24 protein-coding genes are annotated in these 23,749 nt (G+C 40.7%); 19 read left to right on the top strand and 5 right to left on the bottom strand.

Annotated features, from left to right (window positions below; all coding sequences use genetic code 11):
* Nucleotides 1-86: 86 nt before the first annotated feature.
* Both ACSHXM_RS08845 and cadR read right to left on the bottom strand, forming a co-directional pair.
* Complete coding sequence (locus ACSHXM_RS08845) at nt 87-464, bottom strand: hypothetical protein (protein ID WP_435688394.1); 378 nt, start codon at nt 462-464, stop codon at nt 87-89.
* Nucleotides 465-605: 141 nt separating this feature from the next.
* On the bottom strand, nt 606-995 hold the full coding sequence (cadR, locus tag ACSHXM_RS08840) for a Cd(II)/Pb(II)-responsive transcriptional regulator (RefSeq protein WP_435688393.1): 390 nt from the start codon (nt 993-995) through the stop codon (nt 606-608).
* Nucleotides 996-1,072: 77 nt separating this feature from the next.
* Here cadR and ACSHXM_RS08835 point away from each other — a divergent pair, with 77 nt between their 5' ends.
* The 6 genes from ACSHXM_RS08835 to ACSHXM_RS08810 all read left to right on the top strand — a co-directional run bounded on the left by ACSHXM_RS08835 (nt 1,073) and on the right by ACSHXM_RS08810 (nt 8,651).
* Nucleotides 1,073-1,804 carry a transglutaminase-like domain-containing protein gene (locus ACSHXM_RS08835; RefSeq protein WP_435688392.1) on the top strand — a complete coding sequence of 244 codons (732 nt, stop codon included), beginning with the start codon at nt 1,073-1,075 and terminating at the stop codon, nt 1,802-1,804.
* The gene (locus ACSHXM_RS08830) at nt 1,791-2,672 is read left to right on the top strand and encodes a cation diffusion facilitator family transporter (RefSeq protein ID WP_435688391.1); all 882 of its coding nucleotides are present in this window, start codon (nt 1,791-1,793) and stop codon (nt 2,670-2,672) included. Before ACSHXM_RS08835 ends, ACSHXM_RS08830 begins: the two co-directional genes overlap by 14 nt.
* Before the next feature lie 87 nt (nt 2,673-2,759).
* Complete coding sequence (locus ACSHXM_RS08825; RefSeq protein ID WP_435688390.1) at nt 2,760-3,155, top strand: hypothetical protein; 396 nt, start codon at nt 2,760-2,762, stop codon at nt 3,153-3,155.
* 71 nt (nt 3,156-3,226) lie between these two features.
* Nucleotides 3,227-4,549, top strand: a complete 1,323-nt coding sequence (locus ACSHXM_RS08820; RefSeq protein ID WP_435688389.1) for a TolC family protein — start codon at nt 3,227-3,229, stop codon at nt 4,547-4,549.
* The gene (locus ACSHXM_RS08815; RefSeq protein WP_435688388.1) at nt 4,546-5,484 is read left to right on the top strand and encodes an efflux RND transporter periplasmic adaptor subunit; all 939 of its coding nucleotides are present in this window, start codon (nt 4,546-4,548) and stop codon (nt 5,482-5,484) included. The genes ACSHXM_RS08820 and ACSHXM_RS08815 overlap by 4 nt, the downstream gene beginning before the upstream one ends.
* Before the next feature lie 53 nt (nt 5,485-5,537).
* Entirely contained in the window at nt 5,538-8,651 is a 3,114-nt protein-coding gene (locus ACSHXM_RS08810) for an efflux RND transporter permease subunit (RefSeq protein WP_435688387.1), read from the top strand.
* A 271-nt stretch (nt 8,652-8,922) separates the two neighbouring features.
* Here ACSHXM_RS08810 and ACSHXM_RS08805 read toward each other — a convergent pair whose 3' ends face one another.
* Nucleotides 8,923-9,129 (bottom strand): helix-turn-helix domain-containing protein, encoded by a 207-nt coding sequence (locus ACSHXM_RS08805; RefSeq protein WP_435688400.1) that lies wholly within the window; start codon nt 9,127-9,129, stop codon nt 8,923-8,925.
* Nucleotides 9,130-9,253: 124 nt separating this feature from the next.
* Here ACSHXM_RS08805 and ACSHXM_RS08800 point away from each other — a divergent pair, with 124 nt between their 5' ends.
* The 4 genes from ACSHXM_RS08800 to ACSHXM_RS08785 all read left to right on the top strand — a co-directional run bounded on the left by ACSHXM_RS08800 (nt 9,254) and on the right by ACSHXM_RS08785 (nt 12,547).
* Nucleotides 9,254-9,772, top strand: a complete 519-nt coding sequence (locus ACSHXM_RS08800) for a hypothetical protein (RefSeq protein WP_435688386.1) — start codon at nt 9,254-9,256, stop codon at nt 9,770-9,772.
* Entirely contained in the window at nt 9,772-11,160 is a 1,389-nt protein-coding gene (locus ACSHXM_RS08795) for a DEAD/DEAH box helicase (protein WP_435688385.1), read from the top strand. The genes ACSHXM_RS08800 and ACSHXM_RS08795 overlap by 1 nt, the downstream gene beginning before the upstream one ends.
* Before the next feature lie 423 nt (nt 11,161-11,583).
* Nucleotides 11,584-12,018: a hypothetical protein gene (locus ACSHXM_RS08790; RefSeq protein WP_435688384.1), complete on the top strand. Its 435-nt coding sequence runs from the start codon at nt 11,584-11,586 to the stop codon at nt 12,016-12,018.
* Nucleotides 12,019-12,022: 4 nt separating this feature from the next.
* Complete coding sequence (locus ACSHXM_RS08785; protein WP_435688383.1) at nt 12,023-12,547, top strand: GNAT family N-acetyltransferase; 525 nt, start codon at nt 12,023-12,025, stop codon at nt 12,545-12,547.
* On the opposite strand, the gene ACSHXM_RS08780 is transcribed toward ACSHXM_RS08785, so the two are convergent.
* Both ACSHXM_RS08780 and ACSHXM_RS08775 read right to left on the bottom strand, forming a co-directional pair.
* Nucleotides 12,544-13,155, bottom strand: coding sequence for a peptidylprolyl isomerase (locus ACSHXM_RS08780; RefSeq protein WP_435688382.1), 612 nt, complete (start codon nt 13,153-13,155; stop codon nt 12,544-12,546). The two genes, ACSHXM_RS08785 and ACSHXM_RS08780, sit on opposite strands and share 4 nt — an antisense overlap.
* Before the next feature lie 12 nt (nt 13,156-13,167).
* Nucleotides 13,168-14,322, bottom strand: a complete 1,155-nt coding sequence (locus ACSHXM_RS08775; protein WP_435688381.1) for a methyltransferase — start codon at nt 14,320-14,322, stop codon at nt 13,168-13,170.
* A gap of 9 nt (nt 14,323-14,331) precedes the next feature.
* On the opposite strand from ACSHXM_RS08775, the gene ACSHXM_RS08770 reads away from it, so the two are divergent.
* From ACSHXM_RS08770 to ACSHXM_RS08730, 9 genes are all read left to right on the top strand, one after another.
* Entirely contained in the window at nt 14,332-14,982 is a 651-nt protein-coding gene (locus ACSHXM_RS08770; protein ID WP_435688380.1) for an alpha-ketoglutarate-dependent dioxygenase AlkB family protein, read from the top strand.
* Between the two features lie 225 nt (nt 14,983-15,207).
* Nucleotides 15,208-15,522: a transcriptional regulator BolA gene (gene bolA / locus ACSHXM_RS08765; protein ID WP_435688379.1), complete on the top strand. Its 315-nt coding sequence runs from the start codon at nt 15,208-15,210 to the stop codon at nt 15,520-15,522.
* Nucleotides 15,523-15,717: 195 nt separating this feature from the next.
* Nucleotides 15,718-16,257 carry a TRAP transporter small permease subunit gene (locus tag ACSHXM_RS08760; protein ID WP_435688378.1) on the top strand — a complete coding sequence of 180 codons (540 nt, stop codon included), beginning with the start codon at nt 15,718-15,720 and terminating at the stop codon, nt 16,255-16,257.
* A complete protein-coding gene (locus ACSHXM_RS08755) occupies nt 16,257-17,624 on the top strand; it encodes a TRAP transporter large permease (RefSeq protein WP_435688377.1) in 1,368 nt (455 codons plus the stop codon). Before ACSHXM_RS08760 ends, ACSHXM_RS08755 begins: the two co-directional genes overlap by 1 nt.
* A 6-nt stretch (nt 17,625-17,630) precedes the next feature.
* The gene (locus tag ACSHXM_RS08750; RefSeq protein ID WP_435688376.1) at nt 17,631-18,746 is read left to right on the top strand and encodes a TRAP transporter substrate-binding protein; all 1,116 of its coding nucleotides are present in this window, start codon (nt 17,631-17,633) and stop codon (nt 18,744-18,746) included.
* A gap of 104 nt (nt 18,747-18,850) precedes the next feature.
* Nucleotides 18,851-20,029: an enoyl-ACP reductase FabV gene (fabV, locus tag ACSHXM_RS08745; RefSeq protein ID WP_435688375.1), complete on the top strand. Its 1,179-nt coding sequence runs from the start codon at nt 18,851-18,853 to the stop codon at nt 20,027-20,029.
* A 405-nt stretch (nt 20,030-20,434) separates the two neighbouring features.
* The gene (locus ACSHXM_RS08740) at nt 20,435-21,775 is read left to right on the top strand and encodes a Na(+)-translocating NADH-quinone reductase subunit A (protein ID WP_435688374.1); all 1,341 of its coding nucleotides are present in this window, start codon (nt 20,435-20,437) and stop codon (nt 21,773-21,775) included.
* 2 nt (nt 21,776-21,777) lie between these two features.
* A complete protein-coding gene (locus tag ACSHXM_RS08735; protein ID WP_435688373.1) occupies nt 21,778-22,995 on the top strand; it encodes an NADH:ubiquinone reductase (Na(+)-transporting) subunit B in 1,218 nt (405 codons plus the stop codon).
* Entirely contained in the window at nt 22,985-23,743 is a 759-nt protein-coding gene (locus ACSHXM_RS08730; RefSeq protein ID WP_435688372.1) for a Na(+)-translocating NADH-quinone reductase subunit C, read from the top strand. The genes ACSHXM_RS08735 and ACSHXM_RS08730 overlap by 11 nt, the downstream gene beginning before the upstream one ends.
* The last annotated feature ends 6 nt before the right edge of the window (nt 23,744-23,749 follow it).

Below are 23,749 nucleotides of genomic sequence, written 5' to 3'. Positions count from 1 at the left end.
CTGGACAATATTTAGGCGCAATAGCGCTTAATTAATTAACAAGAAAAGTTATTTTGTGCGTAAATTTTGGACGCACTAATCCTGTGTTAGGCAAATATTGGAGGGCGGTAAAGGGAAGTAGAAATTGACTTTGGGTGTTCAGCACCTTGGTTCACTATAGTGTCAGTAAACCCTAAAATATCAGTTGAACCACTGTTTGCATTCAAAAATGTGACTGATGTACATGCATTTGCAGGACAAATACAATCTTGGTCGCAGCAGTCTTCTGAACTTGAAGCACTAGTTTTCATATCACTATGATCCATCCCCTCATGATGCTTCATTGAAGAGTGGTCCATAGTCATATGTGATTGATGAGAGTCCGATGGCATTTCACAAGACATAGTCGAATAGGCCAATGCTTGCCCAACAAAGGCAATCAGCATAGCTGCTAAAACTAAAACTTTAGAAAGTGGTTTAAACATAAATTATCTCAAAACAATACTTGTAAAATATTAATACAGTGGAGTCTCAAAGTAAATGGGACTTTCTATTTATGAGGTATAATTTGATTTTTGTGACCTTTAAAATTAACTGGAAAACCAAGCTATATAATGGTTCGTTGTTTAACTATCGAGTGATTTAATAATACCGCAGGTTTCAATTGTGCTATCAGAGCCACAAGTACTTGCCATTTGCTGTAACTCTTTTTTTAATGCTTTCAATTCTTTCATGCGTTTATTAACTAACGTTAGTTGCTGCTCAATGAGTGTGTTCACACTTAAGCAGCTTTCTTCGGGTTTATTTTTTAATTCAATAAGGCGCTTAATGTTGGCGAGTGGAATATCTAAACTTCGGCAATGCTTTATGAATTCCAACTCCTTCATCGCTTTATTGCTATACAGCCTGAAATTACCTTCTGAACGCTCCGGATCAGCAAGCAACCCTTCTTTTTCATAATACCTAATTGTTTGTATTGAACAACCTGATGTTTTCGATAATTCTCCAATTTTCATAAAGCTTCCCAATAAACTTGACTCTATAGTTACTATAGGTTTTATAGTTAAAGCATACAAGTTAATAAGGGATGAAAATGTGTAATAAGTATCTAACCAAGACCAGTATAGTCAATTTTGAACACGAAGATATTCAGTCCCTTATAAATCATCGCGGATGGAACGAACTTAATGAATTCAACAAAATCGGAGCCGCCTACCAATTTGTCAAAGATGAAATTTTGTTTGGTTACAACAAGAGCGATGATATTTCAGCGAGTGAAGTGCTGTCTGATGGTTATGGTCAATGCAATACCAAAGGCAATCTACTAATGGCTCTATTGCGTGGATTAGGCATTCCATGCCGATTTCACGGGTTTACTATAAATCAACAGTTGCAAAAAGGTGCCATACCAACCTATGTTTTTTGGTTAGCTCCTAAATACATTATCCACAGTTGGGTGGAGGTATACCTTGATGGTCGTTGGATCAACTTAGAAGGCTTTATCTTGGATGCACAATATCTAACATCCTTACAGCAAAGGTTTAGCCAAGAAAAAGATGTTTTTTGTGGCTATGGTGTTGCAACTAAATGCTTCTCATATCCAGATACTGATTGGCGGGGAACCGATACTTATATACAAAAAGAAGGTATTCATGACGATTTCGGACTTTATGATTCCCCTGATGAGTTCTATCGTGAGCAAGGAACTAACTTATCAGGCGTGAAGCGTTGGTTATATCAACGCGTGGTACGTTACTTAATTAATATGAATGTCACAAGAATTAGAAACAAAAATATACTGGAGGTAGAAAGTGCACAACCATAACCACAGTCATCAACATGAAAAAAATGATCGCATTGGTTGGGCTTTCTTCTTAAATGTGACATTCACCATTATTGAATTCATTGGTGGTTGGCTAACTAACAGTACTGCGATTATGGCTGATGCCGTTCATGATTTGGGTGATAGCCTGTCTATAGGGTTTGCTTGGTTATTGAGTCGTTTCTCAGATAAAGAAGCATCAGATAAATTTAGTTACGGTTATCGGCGACTCACTCTTTTTGGGGCACTCGTCAATGGAATCGTTTTGGTTATTGGCTCTATTTGGGTTTTATTTGAAGCAATACCTAGGTTGTCCAGTCCTGAAATGCCTGTTGCGGAAGGAATGTTAGGGCTAGCTTTACTTGGTGTTGCCGTTAACGGGTATGCTGTATTTAAATTAAAAGCGGGTAAGACATTAAATGAAAAAGTGCTGACATGGCACCTACTTGAAGATGTGCTTGGTTGGGTTACTGTTCTTATTGTTTCTGTCGTGCTTCTTTTTGTTGAGCTACCAATATTAGATCCTTTGCTATCAATTGGGTTTACGTTATTCATTTTATTTAATGTATTCAGAAATCTTAAATCAACGCTAGTATTGTTTCTGCAAGCTGCACCAGATGAAGAAACTCAAGAAAATATAAAACGATCACTAACTGAATTACCTGAAATAAGTGGTATTCATCATATGCATTTTTGGTCATTAGATGGTGAAAGCCACGTATTGACTGCACACTTAGAGTTAACTCATAACTTAGAGGTTGATGACATAATTAAGCTAAAGCAACGAATAGCTAAAGAACTTTCTACTCATCAGTTGTCTCATACAACCATTGAGTTTGAATTTCCTCAAGAATCTTGTCGTGATGAGTAATACCATGTTTGAAACACTTTGTTTCGGTTGGTCGATTGGTCTTAGTTTGATTTCCTGTTAATATGAAAAAGATGAGAGTAGATAGATATGTTTAGTATGAAGGTGACAAGTTACCTGTTGATTTCGCTGATTTTGTTTCAGTCGTTTTCTGCTGTCGCCAATACATTGGATTTTCATACTGTTGACTCGCAACATCTAAATGAAATACACGAACATCAATTGGGCGATAACATCCCTACTGAACAGACGCAGGTTAAACTACAATCTAGCGAACACCCCGATGCTGATAACACCCCCGTAGATATTTCTCACAATCCTGCTGATTGCCACCACTGTGGCCATTGTCACGGAACCCATGCCCAATGGATTGTAAGCACCAATGGTATCGAACTCGATTCTGTTGCCACCCATCACAATTTCTATTACTTATCAAAAGTAATGGATGCACCGGTCACGCAATTATTACGCCCACCTAAAGCATAACCCTGAACTAATCAAACACCGTTCGCCAATAGCTTGGCGATGTACATTTTTGATAATTTAGGAATAAAAAAATGATGCGTATTTCATTGAGTCGCCCTGTGCGTTTGCACGCTTGGGTGATTTCCACGATGCTTGTCCTTTTGACAACACAAACCGTGGTAGTAGCACAAACAAACAGTATCCCCAATCGCGAAATAACGTTGCAAAGCGCCATACAGCGAACATTAGCGAATTCGCCCGAATTGCATGAGTTCACATTCAGGCAACAAGCGATTGAGGGGGAAATTAAAACAGCTTCGCTCAAACCCGCCCTTAACGCAGGCATTGAAGTAGAAAACTTCTTAGGAACAGGCGAGGTCTCCGGTATTAAAGACTCGGAATTGACTCTCACATTGTCGTCGGTCATTGAATTGGGCAACAAGCTCACCTCACGTAAGGCGCTTGCTAAGGCACAATCAACCCTAGTCGAAGCACAAAAACAAGTGCACACATTGGATGTACTGGCTGAAGTGACACGTCGCTACATCGATGTATTGGCACAACAAGCGTTAATTGATGCACAAAAAGATGCAGAAACACTTGCTAGGTATACCTATCAAGCTGTCACAAAAAGGGTGGATGCTGGTGCATCGCCTGCATATGAGCAGAAACGCGCTGAGGCAGCGCTGGCAAGAGCTAGACTGGATGTAGTGACAGCACAGCAAACAAAGCAAGCCATGATAAATAGTCTGGCTATTATGTGGGGGGAGAAAGATCCCACTTTTACCTATGTTGAGGGTGACTTATTTGCGCTGCAATCGTCTCCTTCGTTAACCGCGCTTTTTACCACCTTACTGGACAGTCCCAATCTTGAGGTCTATGCACAAGAATCGAGATTGCAGGCTTCTCAAGTCCGCCTTACTCAAGCAGCTAATCAATCGGATTTAAGCTGGACGGCCGGTATCAGGCGCATCAATGGAATAGATGAAACAGCCTTTGTAGCAGGCGTGAGTATGCCTCTGTTTACTCGTGACCGAAATCTTGGCGAGTACCAAAAGCAGCGGGCAATTCAGGCACAGCTGGAACAACAAAAAGAGTCAGCGACGCAAAACCTATACCATCAGCTAAATATGGCCTTGATGGTCAGAAACAATGCGTTGCTCAATGTACAGACACTGCAAAACTCTATTATCCCACCCTTAGTTCAAGCGCTGGAATTAGTAGAACAGGCCTATATCAACGGTCGATTCAGCTACCTTGAATGGGTGAGTACACGTCAAGAACTGCTTAATGCCAAACAAGCTTTAATTCAGTCAGCAAAACAGGCACATCAGCGGGGTGCGGATATCGAATCATTCACTGCACAACCGCTTGCCGATGCAATCAACACCTCTTTTTCGAGTAAAAATCAATGAACAATAAAACATTAATCAAGAAACCAAACACCCTGTTAATTTTCATCATGTGCAGTGTTATGACATTGCTTTTTTGCAGTGCAATACAAGCAACAGAGGGCGAACATGGGGATGAGGATACTCATGATGCTGAATTTGTAGTCATGCCTGACAGCATGGCGCAAAAAATGGGCGTGATGACACAAAGTGTTAATGCCGGTCAACTTAATATCACCACCACAGTATACGGTAATATAGTGACCGATCCGGCATCGCTGAGTCATATCCGTGCCCGATTCGACGGTATGGTAACCAAGGTTAATGCAAATTTAGGTAACAAGGTCAAAAAAGGAGAGACACTGGCGGTCGTTGAATCTAATGAAAGCCTGAAAAGTTACCCTGTTGCAGCGCCGTTTTCAGGCACAGTGATTGCCAGACATGCCAATGAAGGCGAGTTATCTAATGGCCAAGTGTTATTTTCAATCGCTAACTATGATGATGTGTGGGCACAGCTTAAAATATTCCCACAGCAGCTCTCTGATATTGCAGAGCAGCAAAGTGTTCAACTTAGTGTGGCAGGCTCATCGTTAGAAACCACTATCCAACATATATTACCCTCGCCAGATGAAAAACCCTATGTATTGGCGTATGCCAAAATAGCTAATACCTCAGGTCGGTGGCCGGTCGGCACGGCTATTAAGGGGCTTGTGACAATCAACCGCGTAGATGTCGCCATGATGGTACCCAAAACTTCTATTCAAGAGTTTGAGGGGGCTTCGGTAGTGTTTGTCAAAGAAGGGGATGAATACCATCCTGTGCCCGTTACCTTAGGTCAGCAAGACAGCCACAATATCGAAGTATTATCAGGTCTGCACATTGCTGATGTGATTGTCAGCCAGAATAGTTATCTGTTTAAAGCCGATTTAGAAAAGTCGGAGGCCGGTCATGATCATTAATAACACAATGCTAGCCACTTGGTCATGCGTCTCAGTTATTGGGGGACGAACACATGATTGAATACATATTACGTTTATCCATAGAGCGACGAGGTTTAATGCTGATGTTGATCTTCCTCGTGTTGGGAATGGGGATATTCAGTTATCAAAAATTACCTATTGATGCAGTACCCGATATCACCAACGTGCAAGTGCAGATCAATACACAAGCATCGGGCTATTCGCCTTTGGAAACCGAGCAGCGGATCACATTCGTAGTAGAAACAGCGTTGGCGGGATTGCCTGATCTGTCCTACACCCGCTCATTATCTCGCTACGGGCTATCTCAGGTAACAGCGGTATTTGATGAGGGCACTGATCTGTATTTTGCGCGTAATCTCATTAATACCCGATTGGGTGCAATCAAAAGTCAGCTACCTGAAGGGTTAGAGCCTGAAATGGGACCTATCGCTACTGGGTTGGGCGAAATCTATATGTATACCTTGCGAGCCAAGCAAAATGCCATGCAAAAAAACGGTGAGCCGTATAATGCAATGGCGCTTCGCGAGATACACGACTGGATCGTAAAACCGCAGCTCGCACTGGTTAAGGGGATTACTGAAGTCAACGCCATTGGTGGGTACGTAAAACAATATCATGTGAATCCTGAACCACAGCTTATGCTGAATTTTGATATTAGTCTAAGTGATATCCATCGTGCGCTGGAGCGAAACAACACCAATCAGGGAGCGGGCTTTGTTGAGCGAAATGGGCAACAAATACTGGTGCGCTCACAAGGTCAACTACAGACACTTAGCGATATAGAAAATGTGGTAATAAAACGCATTAATACTGTCCCTGTTGCGGTGAAAGACATTGGCAGTGTGGCTATTGGTAGGGAGCTGAGAACGGGGGCGGCAACGCAGGAGGGTGAAGAGACCGTTTTAGGTACCGCAATGATGCTAGTCGGCGAAAACTCACGCGCCATTTCCCAATCAGTTGCCCAAAAGGTAATAGACATTCAGTCCAGTTTGCCCGATGGTATTGTCATTGAGCCAGTCTATGACCGCACCCTACTGGTCGATAAAGCTATCGACACGGTTCAGAAGAATTTAGTAGAAGGGGCGTTATTGGTCATAGTGATCTTATTCATATTGCTTGGCAATATTCGCGCCGCGCTCATCACTGCGGCAGTTATTCCGCTAGCTATGTTGGCGACCATCACTGGGATGGTTAATACCGGTGTGTCTGCCAACCTAATGAGCCTTGGGGCATTGGATTTTGGATTAATTGTCGATGGTGCGGTGATCATCGTAGAGAACTGTATCAGGCGGTTATCCGAGTCTCAGAAACGCACAGGCACAGTCTTACCACTTAAAGAGCGGCTAGAACTGGTTTTTCAAGCGACCAACGAAGTCATTCGTCCTAGCTTGTTCGGTGTATTGATTATTACTGTGGTGTATATCCCGCTGTTCTCATTGACAGGCGTTGAGGGCAAGATGTTTCAGCCAATGGCGGCAACGGTCATCATGGCGCTCATAGCAGCGATGCTGTTCTCCATTACTATTGTACCAGCGGCAGTCGCGATGTTTATGGGCGGTAAAGTCAGTGAAAAAGAAAGCTTCATTATTGTTGCAGCCAAATCCGCCTATTGCCCCATCATTCACCTTGCACTGAAATTACGCTGGATAGTGCTTGTCGGCTCAGTCGTGCTGGTAGTGGGCAGCTTATGGTTGGCAACGCGATTAGGCTCTGAGTTTGTTCCCCAGCTTGACGAAGGAGACATCGCACTGCACGCCATGCGAATACCGGGCACAGGTATCGAACAAGCCGTCGCAATGCAAAAAACACTTGAATCTACCTTGATGGAATACGAACAGGTACTCACAGTGTTTGCTAAAACCGGTACCGCAGAAGTAGCTACCGATGCGATGCCGCCCAACGTAACCGATACCTTTGTGATGCTAAAACCACGAGTGCGATGGCCTGATCCTGACCTATCAAAAGCTGAATTCGTAGAAACCCTTGGGCGAGACTTACAAGCGGTGACAGGCAATAACTATGAGTTTACCCAACCTATCCAAATGCGCTTTAACGAGTTGATAAGTGGAGTAAGGGCTGACCTTGGTATAAAAGTCTTCGGAGATGATTTAACCACGCTTGTTGCCTCTGCAAATGACATCTTAACGGTTTTGCAATCAATAGACGGCGTGGCGGATGCACGACTTGAGCAGGTCGATGATATCCCTATCTTCACTATCAACCCTAAGCCAGTCGAGTTGGCACGTTATGGATTGGACGTCGCCGATTTGCAGGAGTGGTTGGCGTCGGCCATCGGTGGTAATACCGCTGGCTTAATTTTTGAGGGAGATAGACGATTCGAGTTGCTTGTGCGATTTGATGAAGGTATACGCACAGATTTAGATGCCATTGGCAGCACTCCTATCATTACACCCGATGGGGAATTTGTACCTTTATCAGAAATCGCTACGCTGAATTACTCGTCTGTTCCCAATCAAATCAGTCGAGAAAACGGTAAGCGCAGAGTCGTGGTTACCGCCAATGTCAGAGAACGCGACTTAGGGAGTTTTGTTGACGAAGCAAAAATCAAAATAACCGAACAGGTTGCACTCCCAGCAGGCTACTGGCTGGATTATGGCGGCACGTTTGAGCAGCTTGAAAGTGCCAGTCAGCGGCTGTCTATCGTAGTGCCTGCCACGCTTTTTCTGATACTTGTGTTACTAGTGGTGGTGTTTGGCTCATTTCGTGATGCCTTGATCATCTTCACTGGCGTGCCTTTAGCCTTAACAGGAGGTGTTTTCGCACTCTGGATGCGTGACATGCCACTGTCGATATCTGCCGGAGTAGGGTTTATTGCGCTCTCTGGTATTGCGGTACTAAACGGCTTAGTGATGTTGTCATTTATTAAACAGCGAGTACTAGAAACAGGTGACCTAATTAACTCAATCGTTGACGGAGCTATCACAAGATTGCGTCCGGTTTTGATGACAGCACTGGTAGCAAGTTTAGGCTTTATTCCCATGGCACTGAATGTCGGAACTGGCGCTGAAGTGCAAAGACCGCTTGCAACTGTGGTGATTGGCGGGATCATCTCGTCCACCATTCTAACATTGGTCGTTTTGCCTATTTTATATCGGATGATGCACTCGAAATTAACTAAGGAGTGAATGTTGGGCACCGTATTGCAGAAAATACGGTGCTCTTCGTCTGGAAATTCAAAACAACTGAAAATGATTACTGAATTGTGTATTCACCAATAAGAAGCTGATTGTCCGGAATACTACAATTACCACCAATTCAATCAAGGTCGAATGACGATCCGCAAATGACACAAACATCTCAGTAACGTTCAACACTCGACCGACCGCTTTTAGGCTCAAACCAGTCTAATCCAGGATGAATTTTTATTACTCACCCCCATTGTGCGAACACATGTAATTAGGGTAAAAGTTCCTTTGCCTCACAGTCAAGAACTTTGGCAAGTTGATAAAGCATTTCAAGCGTAATGTTTGCCTCACCTCTCTCAATTCTCCCCATATAACTCCGGTCAAGCTTTGCATGCAAAGCTAAGCTCTCTTGTGAGAAGCCTTTTTCCTTTCGAACTGAGCGAATTTTTTCGCCAACCTTTACTGCAAGATTGTCCATAACTGGCCTTAATATAAAAACCAGTAATATCCTTAGTTGCGGTTTAACTATCCACGGATTATAATCCGTTTTTTGGTGTCCTTTTGGATTTCCTAGCAATAACAACAAGATATAAGGCGCAAACATGCCAAGAGGCACTTACGTACCAAACGACACATTACTTTCTCTTTTAAAAGCTCAGGGAAAGAAAACGTTCAAAGTTACAACAATTCGTGATCTCTTTATTGAGTCGTCCATTGGAGAACGAGACGCGAATGAATTACGTAGATGGGTAAATGGGCAGTTCAAAACATTAACAAAGCATGGATATATCAAAATTGTTTCTCAATCTGGTGTTAGAACAGATTTCAAAATTACAGCAAAGTTAGCTGAGGAAAAACAAGATAAAACAACATCAACCGAAACTTCTATTGTTACTTCAGAACAACCTGACATATTGACCATACTTAAGACTAGACTTCATAATTGTAAAATAGAAATGTTAACCAGCTCAGGAGAAACCAAGGAATATGAAGAGCTCAGCAAGTTGTTTCCAAACATGCATAAACAACTTCAGAAAAAATTTAATGTCGCTAAAGAAGTCAATATTGAATATATAGGCAGAGTCAAAGCACTCGAATTATTGATTGCAGAGTGTTCTTAATGGTACTTAGACGTTGGCAACATCAAAGCGCGACAGAAGCGTTAAATAAATATAACTCTGGTGAGCAACACTTTCTTTGCCTCGCAACGCCTGGCGCGGGTAAAACTCAAATGGCGGCAGAGGTGGCTAGACGACTATTCACGCAAAAAAAAATTGACTTCGTTTTCTGCTTTTCTCCTTCCGTTTCTACGTCAAAGGGTATGCGTGATACGTTGGAGAGGGCTCTTAATGCCCCGCTGACCGGACTTATTGGTGCCAAGGGGGTATGTGTTACCTATCAATCGCTAAACCATAAAGATAAAGGCTTTTGGGATGTATTCCGTCAACACCGAGTCTTTGCCATTTTTGACGAAATACACCACTGTGGTGGTAATGACTTCAATGAGGCAAACGTTTGGGCTCAGCATATCCTTGTGAATGTTCAGTCCTACGCTCATTTTACTCTTGCATTGTCTGGCACACCTTGGCGCTCAGATACTCGACCGGTCACGTTGTCCAAATACAGTGATGTAGATGGCAGCATTCACTGTGACTATGAATACGGACTCGCGGAAGCAATTCGAGAGTACGTTTGCCGTACGCCTTTTGTCAGTGTGATTGACAATGACAATATACGTTTGACGTCGAATACCGATGTGCCTAAGGCATACAGAAGTATTGGACAGATGCTAATAAATGAGTCGATTTCTTATCAAACCGTAGTCGAAGCCGACCCAGTTATCGATTTTTGCCTACAAGAAGCGAGTAAGCAACTCAACAAGATAAAACAGACTAACGCCAACGCAGCAGGTTTAGTCGTAGCCTCAACGGTCGAGCATGCGGAAAAGATAGCGGAAAAAATAAGAAAAGGGTTTACAGATTCAGTTAGTGTTGTGACCTACAAAAATAGTGAAAGTAACCAAATTATTGAACAATTCCAACACACAAATACTCAATGGCTTGTTTCTGTAGGGATGGTGAGTGAAGGGACCAATATACCCAGGTTACAAGTATGCTGCCATCTCACCAGAATAAAGACTGAATTACATTTTCGACAAATACTCGGTCGCATCATGCGGTTATCCGGCATTGATGCTAACAAACAAGCGCATTTGTTTGCTCCGGCACAACCAAAAATTGTTGAATATGCCAAACGACTATATGAGGACATTCCTGCCGATATTGCGTCAATTTCACTGTTAGTTAATCGAGAACAGATCGATTTAGCAGAATCTAATTTACCTGAAGTACAAGTCGAAGAGCAAGAGTTCTTAATTAAGGATACCAATAAAACGTCCACTGCAAATGAATTTACTCCAGAAACCATATTGCCTTCCCTTACTGAAACCTACCTTAATAGCCTTGGATTTAATGGCCGGTTTACCAAGGAAACTATCCAGAATACCTGAGTGAAAAATTGGTTTAATGTTTTCAAGGTCAACCACTGTGAACACTTCGAGTGGCCAGAATAAATTCAATCATCTATAACTATACCTTTTCGGTAACACAGTATATGGTAATTAAAAATGCCGTTGTTTTACTTCGGCTTTCGGCATAGCAGCCGTTCGGCTAAATTAAATCGAGTAACTGTTGATAGGCTAACAGCAGCCTGTTAGAGAACTTTTGATCAACAGCTGCAAATGGCGCAAAGAAGCAGCTCGGCCTATGAAAACCCAACCAATACCACTTGTTTTTATCACCGACCAAATAAAGTATTAAACAGAAATAAAGACAATAATTTATTGAAAAAAACATTAAAAGTGTAACATATATAATGTAAAATAAAATCAATAGGATAGAGTTTGTTTCATGTAACTAGGTATATTTAAAACATGTCTGAGCAACAATTGAGTGTGTTACAAAAAGAATGGTCAATTTTACAAACTCAGTTTGATGAATATGAAAAGTATTCACTGCTTATCAAGTTGTTCAATATCACTTTGACTTGTTATTTGCTGTTTGTTTTGAATATCGGTTGCTGGTCATTATTTATTTGTGCGCTAGTTTGGCTGCAAGATGGCATCTGGAAAACGTTTCAAGCACGAATTGGTGAAAGATTGGAGGTTATCGAAAGCGGGCTATCTTCTTCTGAGGTAACTGAAAAGCCAGTTCAGGGCATGCAGTTTAATTCAGCATGGGCTCAGTCTCGTAAAGGTGCTGTAGGGCTAATTGCTGAATATATAAAACAGTCGTTAAAACCAACTGTAGCCTATCCTCATCTTTTGTTAGTGATCATGGTTATCGTGCAACACTTAAGTTTATTGTAGATAAATGCAAAACCTCACAACAGGGCGTTTGTTACTCAGGACTGTTAGTATAAATGATGCCGCATTTATTCTGCGCCTTGTGAACGATCCGCAATGGTTAACTTATATTGGTGATAAAGGTATCCACACTCAACAAGACGCTATTGATTATATAAAGAACGGGCCACAAAAAATGTATCAAGAGCACGGTGTCGGGCTTTTGGTAGTCGAGTCACTGAGTGGTGATTTAATGGGCTTGTGTGGATTGCTTAAACGCCCTGAGTTGACGGAGCCTGATTTAGGTTTCGCTTTTTTACCTAATTATCGTCATCAAGGATTTGCCTACGAAGCTGCACATAGTGTTTTAGAAGATGCCTTCGGTCGTAAAAAAATGACTAAAATATTAGCAATCACGTCTGTTGAAAATGACAGGTCTATCGGACTTCTTAAAAAATTGGGGTTTAGCCACAAAGAGACTTTGCAGCTAACAGGTTATGAGGGCTTAACGCATTTATACGAGATTGGTATAATATCCAATGGGACATGTTAAATTGGCGGCAGTATCACTACTTTGATCAAAATGACTTGTTCTACCGGAACATCTGGCCAACCGTATTTTGGATCAAAGTCAGTTTTTACTTCAACCATTTTGTCTAACACTTCATATCCTTCTTGTACTGAACCAAATACGCTGTATCCCCAGTCTCTTCCTGGATCTAAACCATCATTGTTGTTCATATTAAAAAAGAACTGACGAGTCGCTGTGTGTGGATCGTTTTCTCGGGCCATGGTTAGGTTGTACATCTTATTTTTTAGACCGTTGCCCGATTCGTTATAGATTGCCGCAAAAGCGGGCTTTTTAATAAAATCGGTATCGTACCCACCACCTTGAACCACAAAGTCCGGAATAATGCGGTGAAATATGGTGTTTTCGTAACTGCGTTTGCTCACATAACGTAAAAAATTGTTGACTGTAATCGGTGCTTTGGCGCGATCTAACTCTACAATTATGTCACCCATACTGGTGACCATTTTCACTCTAGGGTAAAAGTTATCCGCTTGAATCTGTGAGCCATCATCTTTAGGTTTGGCGGAACTACTGGCAGTAAAACATAAACAAAGAATGACGATAAATTGGATAATTGATTTTCTAGGCATGAATAATCCTTATTATTTAGTTGCTGATAAAATACTGAATTTTTTGTCTCTTGCAACCACAGAAACATTACCGAATAATCTTTTTAGTTTGGCTGGGTAATCAAGATGTCGGTTTCCAATGACAAAAAGTTGCCCTCCTTTTGCTAGACAAGCTTTTGAATCTTTAAACATTTGCCATGCAATATGGTCAGTGATGGTGTTTTGTTGATGAAAAGGTGGATTACACATGACCAAGTCCACTTCTTTGCTCGCCGATTTTTGAGCAAAATTGTCTAGGCAGTTATCGACGATAAACTCACAGTTGTTGACAACATCGGGTAAGTTGCGCTGAATATTATGTTTGGCCGATGTCACAGCCATATGAGATTCGTCAACAAATATCAGTTTGGTGTTTGGATTTTTAGCCAGTAAATGCAAACCTAACACGCCATTACCACAACCTAAATCCAATACGGTTTTATTTTCTAACGCAGGGAACTTACTGAAGTGTTGCAACATAAATCGTGCACCAATATCCAGTTGCTGACGGGCAAATACATTGGCTAAGTTGCTGATTTCGAATCTAGGTTTGTCTGTATGCCAAATAGTTGGATAAGGGCTAGTATGAGATTTATCACCTGTCGGTTGGCAAAAAATGAGTCGAGATTTCTTCTTGGCTAACGAGGTATGACACGGGCCTAGGTATTTATCAAATAGAGCTTGGGTCGACTTTTGAATTAAATTGGCTTTACCTGCTGCCACTACCACAGTACTGGATGTAACGTACGCTTGTAAATCAATGAGCTGTTGTTCTAACAATGCTGTGGTTTTTGGTACCTTGATTAACACTAAATCAACCATTGAACTGGGAATATTTACCGAATCAAAAATATGGCTTGGATCTATCGTTAACTGATTTTGTTGTAGATTTTGTTGGCAAGCTTGTTGTGCCACATAGGAGTCACTAATTAAAGCAGGTTTTGAGGTGGCAAACCAACAGGCGAGTGCACCAAAGTCATCGTTATAGATACGAATATTTAGCTGAGCGATATCTGAGATATTTTGTTCTACGTGTTCAATTAAATATTCATCAGCGGCATCCCAAGCCTGCCAACTTGGATGCTGTAAATTTTGCGGGTACCTGAGTAACTGCAATTCGCGATCTAATAAGGTTAAACTAGTATTCATAAGCCTCAATTGAGTACGTTAATTTCATTTATGCAACAAGATTTGTTTGATAGTGACAATGATAACACGCCAGTCAAATTGAATATGCCCGATGCGGACGTGATTTATTATCCCAATTTTATAGACTCACACAAAGCAAGCCAGTTCATGCAAACGCTTTTGCAAACATTGGCTTGGCGTAAAGAACAAATTACCTTGTACGGAAAAACATTTGATGTCCCTAGACTTCAAGCTTGGTATGGAGATAACGAAGCGGCCTATCAATATTCAGGGATGACAATGCAGCCACAACAATGGACACAAGAGTTATTAGACTTAAAATATCTTTGTGAAGAAAAAACCCAGACTCACTTTAATTCTGTATTAGCCAACTTATATCGAGATGGAAATGATGGTGTAGGCCGTCACGCTGATGATGAAAAAGAGTTAGGCCATAACCCGGTCATAGCATCTTTAAGTTTTGGTGAAACCCGCAATTTAGATTTTTATCATAACCAACAAGGTCTCAAATCTAGAGTGGCATTAGCATCTGGTAGTTTATTAGTGATGCAAGGAAATACTCAACAATATTGGCAACATGCAGTGGCCAAGAGTAAAAAAAAGTTTGAGAAAAGGATTAATCTAACCTTCAGATCTATAAAGATAAATACAGTTTTTTAATCCTTAACGTTATAAAAAATGGTAAAGTAGGTGCTTAAAAATATATAACTAGTGCTCAATAGGTTAACTTCATTTTACTAAAGTTAATGCAAAACTTAGTTACGCTTCACTCTTTTTATGGCTAAAGTTAGTTTAGAAATAGACTAATAATATCAATAAAATATTTCTCTGAAGTTATGCTTGGTTAATTCGATTAAACGCATTAAGCACTAAAGAGGGACACATATGAATATTCAAAATAATATAGAAAACAAACTCTTATCTCATTTTAAGCCTGAACATCTGGAAGTTATTAACGAAAGTTTTATGCACAATGTACCAGAAGGATCAGAAAGCCATTTTAAAGTGGTCATAGTCACTCCAGAGTTTTCTGGTGAACGCTTGATCAATCGGCATCGAGCCGTTAACGCTGTGCTGAAAGACGAACTTCAAAATGATATTCATGCTTTGGCATTACACACTTATACAGAAAGTGAATGGCAAAAACTTTTTGGTGAATTCCCTACATCACCTAATTGTTTAGGTGGTTCAAAGCAATAAACGAATACTTCGATTATCAGCGGCACTTTATTAGCTTTGGCCTTTTTACGGCTAAAGCTAATTACTTATAACAGCCCTGTTCTTTCAATTTTTAGTTATTTTTGTTAAAAATCACATATTAATAACATTATTTGTTGAACTGTTTACGCGTTACAGCTAAACCGTCACTAAAATAAGAACCCAATATTCCCGTTTATGACCCCTTCAAATGTCTTTTTAAATTTGCAAAATAAAGTTGATTCGATTCACCAATCACTGTGTAAACTTGTCAGTTGGTTCACTCTATTTATGGTTTTGGTGACATTTCTGATAGTTGTACTTCGTTATGGCTTTAATCTTGGCTGGATTGCGATGCAGGAATCTGTAATGTACTTGCATGCCACAGTATTTTTATTAGGTGCAGCTCACACGCTTAAAGTGAATGAGCATGTGCGAGTGGATATTTTTTATCGCCAAATGAGTGTTGTAAAAAAAGCATGGGTAGATGCTTTAGGGACCTTATTGCTGTTAATGCCAGTCAATATTTTTATTTTAGTACTCAGTTACGACTACGTAATGAAATCATGGGAAATTTTCGAGTCATCTCCACAAGCAGGTGGATTGCCCTTAGTCTTTATACTAAAAACGCTCATTTTACTCTTTACTATTAGCATGATTCTACAAGGTGCCGCCGAACTCGTCCGCAATATACTGATCATTAAGCGTCCGCAGCATATTGAAGTGGAGCAAGGATAATGGAATATATTTCTTTATTAATGTTTGTTGTGGTTTGTGTTGTTTTGTTATTTGGTTTTCCCGTTGCTTATTCCTTAGCGGGAACAGCATTAATTTTCGCGGGTGTAGGCGTTTTAACTGGTGGCTTTGAAAGTGCCTATTTACACGCTTTGCCAAGCCGTCTATACGGAATAGTCACCAACCAAACACTTATCGCAGTGCCATTATTTGTATTTATGGGTGTGGTATTAGAAAAATCTAAAGTCGCAGAAAATCTATTGAATGCCATGACCCAGTTGTTTGGCCAATACCGAGGTGGTTTGGCTATTTCGGTGATTTTAGTGGGAGCTTTGTTAGCCGCCAGTACGGGTATTGTTGGGGCGACAGTTGTGACTATGGGGTTGTTGTCTTTACCTACTATGTTAAAGCAAGGATATGCCCCAAGTTTTGCTACAGGCAGTATTTGTGCAACAGGTACGTTAGGACAAATTATTCCACCCTCTATTGCACTGGTGTTGTTAGGTGATGTTTTGTCTAGCGCTTACCAAAAAGCGCAATTGAATATGGGGATCTTTTCACCTGAATCAGTGTCTGTTGGCGATTTGTTTGTCGGGGCAATTGTACCGGGTATGATTCTGGTTTCTTTGTATTTATTGTATGTGGTGATGGTGACATGGTTTCAACCTCATAAAGTGCCTAAAGTTGCTCCCCAATCCACAAATGTGTCACTAGCTTCATTACTCAATGCTTTGTTACCACCACTAATCTTAATCTTTTTAGTCCTTGGCGCTATTTTAGCTGGCTTTGCTACGCCAACTGAAGCTGCAGGGGTTGGCGCAACGGGGGCGTTAGTGCTGGCACTACTGCAAAAACAATTAAGTTTAAGTAAGTTAAAAGAAGTGATGTTAAATACAACTAAAGTCACTTCTATGGTGTTTTTAATTTTAATTGGCGCCTCAATATTTTCATTGGTTTTTCGTGGTTATGGCGGTGAAGAGTTAATCGAACAATTGTTTAATAGTTTGCCGGGAGGAGTATTTACAGCTGTTTTGTTGGTCATGGCAGTTATTTTTGTCTTAGGTTTCATCTTAGACTTTATTGAAATTACATTCGTCGTTGTACCCTTAGTTGCTCCTGTTTTATTAGCAATGGGTATAGATCCTATTTGGTTAGGCATTATGATAGCTGTAAACCTACAAACTTCTTTCCTTACACCACCTTTTGGTTTTGCGTTGTTTTATTTACGGGGTGTAGCACCAGCTACCGTGAAGACAACTGAAATATACAAAGGTGTACTCCCGTTTATTCTGATTCAAATTATGCTGTTAATCGCCATGGCAATATGGCCTAATTTAATTACTTGGTTACCTGAATACTTATATGGTTAAAATTTTATGTTAAATGTATTGCAAGGACGTGTTTTCAAATCCTTTATTTTTTCACTTATTTCCATTTTTTTATTGGCCTGTGGACAAGACAAAACAGCAACGGATACAGCCGTTCAAGAACAAACAAGTTATCAATGGAAAATGGTAACCTCTTGGCCTAAAAACTTTCCTGGTTTGGGCCGTGCCCCAGAAACGTTTTCTAAATACGTTGAAAAAATGTCCGGTGGACGTTTGACTGTGAAAGTGTATGGTGCCGGTGAATTAGTACCTGGCTTTGAAGTGTTTGATGCCGTGTCTCAAGGGACAGTGCAGATGGGTCATTCTGGGGCTTATTATTGGAAAGGCAAAGCCGCTGCAGCACAAATTTTCACTACTATTCCTTTTGGTATGAACGCTCAAGAAACCAATGCGTGGTTGCATTATGGTGGAGGAATGGAGTTGTGGCGTGAAGTGTATGAACCTTTTGGATTGATTCCTTTTGCTGGTGGTAACACAGGTGTGCAAATGGCAGGATGGTTCAAAAAAGAAATAAGCAGTATTGAAGATATCCAAGGTTTAAAAATGCGCATCCCTGGTTTAGGAGGGGAAGTATTCAAAAAGCTTGGAGGTATTCCCGTCGCACTAACTGGTGGTGAATTGTTTACTTCTTTACAGTCTGGCGCTATAGATGCAACCGAGTGGGTTGGCCCATACAATGACTTAGCGTTCGGTTTATATAAAGCGGCGGATTACTATTACTACTCTGGTTGGCATGAACCAGGTCCTGTTTTAGAATTTATCGTTAATCAAAAAGCGTTTGAATCTTTACCAGAAGATTTACAAGCAATAGTTGAAGTCGCAACGCGAGCCGTTAACCAAGATATGTTAGATGAGTATACCGCTCGAAATAATACTGCTATGCAATCTTTAAAAGACACCCATAATGTTGATATGCGAGCCCTGCCTGCAGATGTAATGAAAGCCCTGAAAAAAGCCTCAAATGAAGTGATGCAAGAGCAGTCAGCTGCAGATGCTACCTTTAAGAAAGTTTATGAGTCCTACTCTGCCTTCCAAAGCAAAGTCAGTCAGTACCATCAAATATCTGAACATGAATATTACAAAAATCGTTCAGCGCAAAATTAGTACATAAACCGTAAATAAATAGATTTAAAGAGGTTAGCTGTTCAGATTTGTTAATTTGAACTCTGCCTCTACAATATAAACAATTTTTCGAATAGGAATATCTCATGGTAATCAAGCCCAAAATCAGAGGCTTTATCTGTACAAATGCTCATCCAGTTGGCTGTGCGGCAAGCGTTCAACAACAAATTGATTATGTAAAAGCTCAAGGTGAAGTGCCTAATACGGCTAAAAATGTATTGGTATTAGGTTGTTCAACGGGTTACGGCTTAGCCTCACGAATTGTTTCTGCCTTTGGTGGGGGCGCTAAAACATTAGGTGTTTGTTTTGAAAAAGAACCGACAGAGCGTAAAACAGGTACCGCGGGTTGGTATAACACCGCTGGATTTCATGCTAAAGCTGAAGAAGCGGGCTTGTATGCAAAAACCTTAAATGGTGACGCTTTTTCTAAAGAGATGAAGCAACAAGTTATCGATACGCTTAAAGCTGATATGGGTAAAGTAGATTTAATTATTTATAGCTTAGCCTCACCTCGTAGAACAGATCCTGAAACGGGTGAAGTGTTTAAGTCGACTTTGAAACCTGTTGGCCAAGCTTATACCACTAAGACTTATGATACTGACAAAGACAAAGTACATGAGATTAGTTTAGAGCCAGCTAACGAAGAAGAAATTCAAAATACGATTAAAGTAATGGGTGGCGAAGATTGGGAATTATGGTTAGAAGCCCTTGACCAAGCTGATTTGCTTGCGGATAACTGTAAAACCACAGCGTATACCTATGTAGGCAAAGAGTTAACTTGGCCAATATATGGACAAGCGACTATCGGTAAAGCAAAGGAAGATTTAGATCGAGCTGCAGCGGCAATCGTTAAAACAAAAGCCAGTAAAAATGTTCAGGCTTACGTATCTTCGCTAAAAGCCTTGGTTACTCAAGCTAGTTCGGCTATTCCTGTTATGCCTTTGTATATTTCACTTATATATAAAGTGATGAAGGAAGAAGGCACACATCAAGGATGTATTGAGCAAATTTATGACTTGTTTAATGAAAAATTAAATCAAGGACAACCTACGGTTGATGAACATGGCCGTTTGTACATGAATGGTAAAGAAACTAACGATGCAACTCAGGCTAAAATTAAAGCCTTGTGGGATCAAGTGTCGCAAGAAAATTTCCATGAGCTAAGTGATTATGCTGGTTATCATCATGAATTTTTGAAGTTATTTGGTTTTGATGTGTCTGGTGTGGATTATGAAGCTGATTTAGATACTTTGGCTGATTGGTAAACCCGTTTAAAAGTTGATTAAAAATAAACCGCCTTTTAAGGCGGTTTTTTTATTTTCGAAAATTAGTCTACCTTTCTAAGGGGTTTTTGTAGAAAAATATCTAAAAACCTTACAAAAAAGGTGTTTAAACAATAATTTGCGTGGAAGATCGGGGGCGGTTAATGCTAAAATTCCGAGGCTAAGCTCAAGCAAAATTGATTATGTGTGGCTAATTAGGTTTAACACACATTTAAAATAGGGCTTAAGGCATTTCATAAATGCCGCAAGTTGTTGCAGCGGATAAATTTAAACAAGCTTAAACGGGCATAAAATACTCATCACCATTAGGTTTTTAAATGGAAACATTAAAAACATCTTAAAGAGCCTAATGGTGCTGTGTATTAATTTAGAGTAGTGCTATTGCGTATGATAAAAATCACGAAAGGGTTAGATCTTCCCATAAAGGGATCACCACAACAAAGTATTCAAGATGGAAACTCTGTCACTAGAGTGGCTGTTTTGGGTGAAGAATATGTCGGTATGCGTCCGACCATGCATGTCCAAGTTGGAGACAAGGTAAAGAAAGGCCAAGTTCTTTTTGTAGATAAAAAGAATCCTGGTGTTACGTTTACTGCTCCTGCTGCGGGTAATGTAGTTGAAGTTAACCGTGGTGCAAAACGTGTTTTGCAATCGGTTGTTATTCAACTTGATGGTGAAGAAAGTGAAGTATTTGCTAAATTTAGCAGTGCTGAACTAGCTTCATTGGATGCTGCTAAAGTTCAAGAAAATTTAGTTAATTCTGGTATGTGGACGGCGATTAGAACGCGTCCATATAGTAAAGCTCCAGCGTTAGATTCCAAACCAAGTTCAATTTTTGTAAGCGTAATGGATACCAATCCATTGGCGGCAGATCCTCAAGTAGTGATTGCTGAACGTAACGAGGATTTTGCTAATGGCTTACAAGTTCTGAGTCGTTTGACGGATGGTAAAGTTTACGTTAACAAAGCACCAGGAGCTGATATTGCAACTGGAAGTGCTACCGTTGAGGTGAACGAATTTGCTGGATGTCATCCAGCAGGCCTAGTTGGAACTCATATTCACTTCTTAGATTCAGCTGGAGCAAACAAAATTGTTTGGCATGTTGGATATCAAGATGTTTTAGCTATTGGTAGTTTGTTTACTACCGGTGAGTTAGACAATCGTAAGGTTGTTGCTCTTGGTGGCCCAGAGGTGAAAAATCCTCGTTTGATTCGCACTTTGTTAGGTGCTGATCTTGCCGAGTTGACTGCAAATGAAGTGAATGACGGTGATTTACGTGTGTTATCTGGTTCGGTATTACAAGGTACCAATGCACAGGGCGTTCATGGTTATTTGGGGCGTTTCCACAATCAAGTTTCAGTTTTACGCGAAGGCCGCGAAAAAGAACTATTTGGTTGGATTAAACCTGGTGTAAACCAACATTCCATTACTCGAGCTTATCTAGGGCATTTGAGTCCTAAGAAACTGTTCAGTATGACAACTACCACTAATGGTTCAGACCGTTCAATGGTGCCAATCGGCAACTATGAGCGCATTATGCCATTAGATATTTTGCCAACCCTATTACTTAGAGATTTACTTTCTGGTGATAGTGACGGTGCGCAAAGTTTAGGTTGCTTGGAACTAGACGAAGAAGATTTGGCTTTATGTACGTATGTTTGCCCTGGTAAATATAACTATGGTCCAGTCTTGCGTGAATGTTTAGACCAGATTGAGAAAGAGGGTTAATCATGGGCTTAAAAGCATTTTTAGAAAAAATTGAACCCGATTTTGAAGCGGGTGGTAAGTATGAAAAATGGTATGCCTTGTATGAAGCAGCGGCGACAATTTTTTATACCCCTGGAACCGTTAATAAATCGACTACTCACGTAAAAGATAGTATCGATTTAAAACGTATTATGATCATGGTTTGGATGGCAACATTCCCAGCTATGTTCTATGGCATGTACAATGTAGGCGTACAAGCTCAAGGTGCAATTGTTGGTGGAGCTGTATGGGCCGATACCGTCACTGCGTTTTGGCAAGCTGGTTTATTCGACGCCTTAGGTGGTTCGTTAAACGCCGATACAGGATGGCTAGGATTGATGTTCTACGGAGCATGTTTCTACGTACCTATTTATGCAACAGTGTTTGCTGTAGGTGGATTCTGGGAAGTATTATTTGCTTCCGTACGTAAACATGAAATTAACGAAGGTTTCTTTGTAACTTCAGTATTATTCGCCCTTACACTGCCTGCCACTATTCCATTATGGCAAGCTGCATTAGGTATTACTTTTGGTGTGGTTATCGCTAAAGAAATATTTGGTGGTACTGGCCGTAACTTCTTAAACCCAGCCTTATCAGGCCGAGCATTTTTGTACTTTGCTTATCCTGCGCAAATTTCGGGTGACGCCATATGGGTAGCTGCAGATGGTTATTCTGGTGCAACAGCATTGAGTCAAGCTGCATCTGGAAGCATCACTGATTGGAGTTTGAACGCTGATTGGTGGAACGCTTTCTTCGGTAACATCCAAGGTTCGGTAGGTGAAGTGTCTACTCTTGCGATTGCACTTGGTGGGTTATTCTTAATCTATATGCGAATTGCTTCCTGGCGAATTGTTCTAGGTGTTTTATTAGGTGGTGCTGCGTTAAGTACATTATTAAACCTAGTTGGCAGCGATACTAATGCAATGTTTGCTATGCCATGGTATTGGCATTTAGTGACCGGCGGATTTGCCTTTGGTATGTTCTTTATGGCAACGGATCCAGTTTCTGCTTCATTTACAAATCAAGGTAAGTGGGCTTACGGCATAATGATTGGTGTCATGTGTGTCATGGTGCGTGTAATTAACCCTGCATTCCCAGAGGGTATGATGTTGGCAATTTTGTTCGCTAACTTATGGGCACCTTTGTTTGACTATTTTGTTGCTCAAAGCAATATTAAACGGAGGAATGCTCGTGTCGGCTAATAAAGAAACACTAGGTAAAACAGTAGGTGTAGTAGTTGCCGTATGTTTAGTATGTTCAATTATTGTATCTAGTGCCGCTGTTGGTTTGCGTTCTATGCAAGAGACAAACGCAGCTTTAGATAAACAATCTAATATAGTTGAAGCGGCCGGTTTGAGTGCTGTAGCTGCCGGCGACATCGCGGGCACCTTCAACAAATATATAGAAGAGAAGTTCATCGATTTAGCGACTGGTCAATATGTAGAAAAGCCAGCTGATAACTACGACATGTACAAAGCTGCAAAACAGCCTGCATACACAGTCAAGGTAACTGGAAGCAATGTTGGATTTCAACAACGTGCAAGTATCGCTAGTATCTATATTGTAAAAGATGATGCTGGAAACGTTTCGCGTATCATTTTACCAGTACATGGCAGTGGTCTTTGGGATTTAATGTATGGATTCTTAGCGATTGATGCTGATGGCAATACAGTTCGTGAATTGATTTATTATCAACACAAAGAAACTCCTGGGTTAGGTGGCGAAGTGCAAAACCCAAGCTGGAAAGCTAAATGGAATGACAAACAATTGTTTGATCAAGGTGAAGTCGCTATTCAAGTTAAGAAGAATGCAAATCCATCTGATCCATATGCAGTTGATGCTTTATCCGGTGCTACGCTAACTAGTAATGGTGTTCAGAATACTTTGTCTTATTGGTTAGGTAAGAATGGCTACGGCCCTTACTTGAAAAATCAGACTTGGAAATCGTAAGGGGTT

This window comes from Paraglaciecola sp., from assembly GCF_051252315.1.
Lineage (GTDB): Bacteria > Pseudomonadota > Gammaproteobacteria > Enterobacterales > Alteromonadaceae > Paraglaciecola.
The sequence above is the reverse complement of the archived record's forward strand: the minus strand, read 5'-3'. Positions and strand labels throughout refer to the sequence as shown.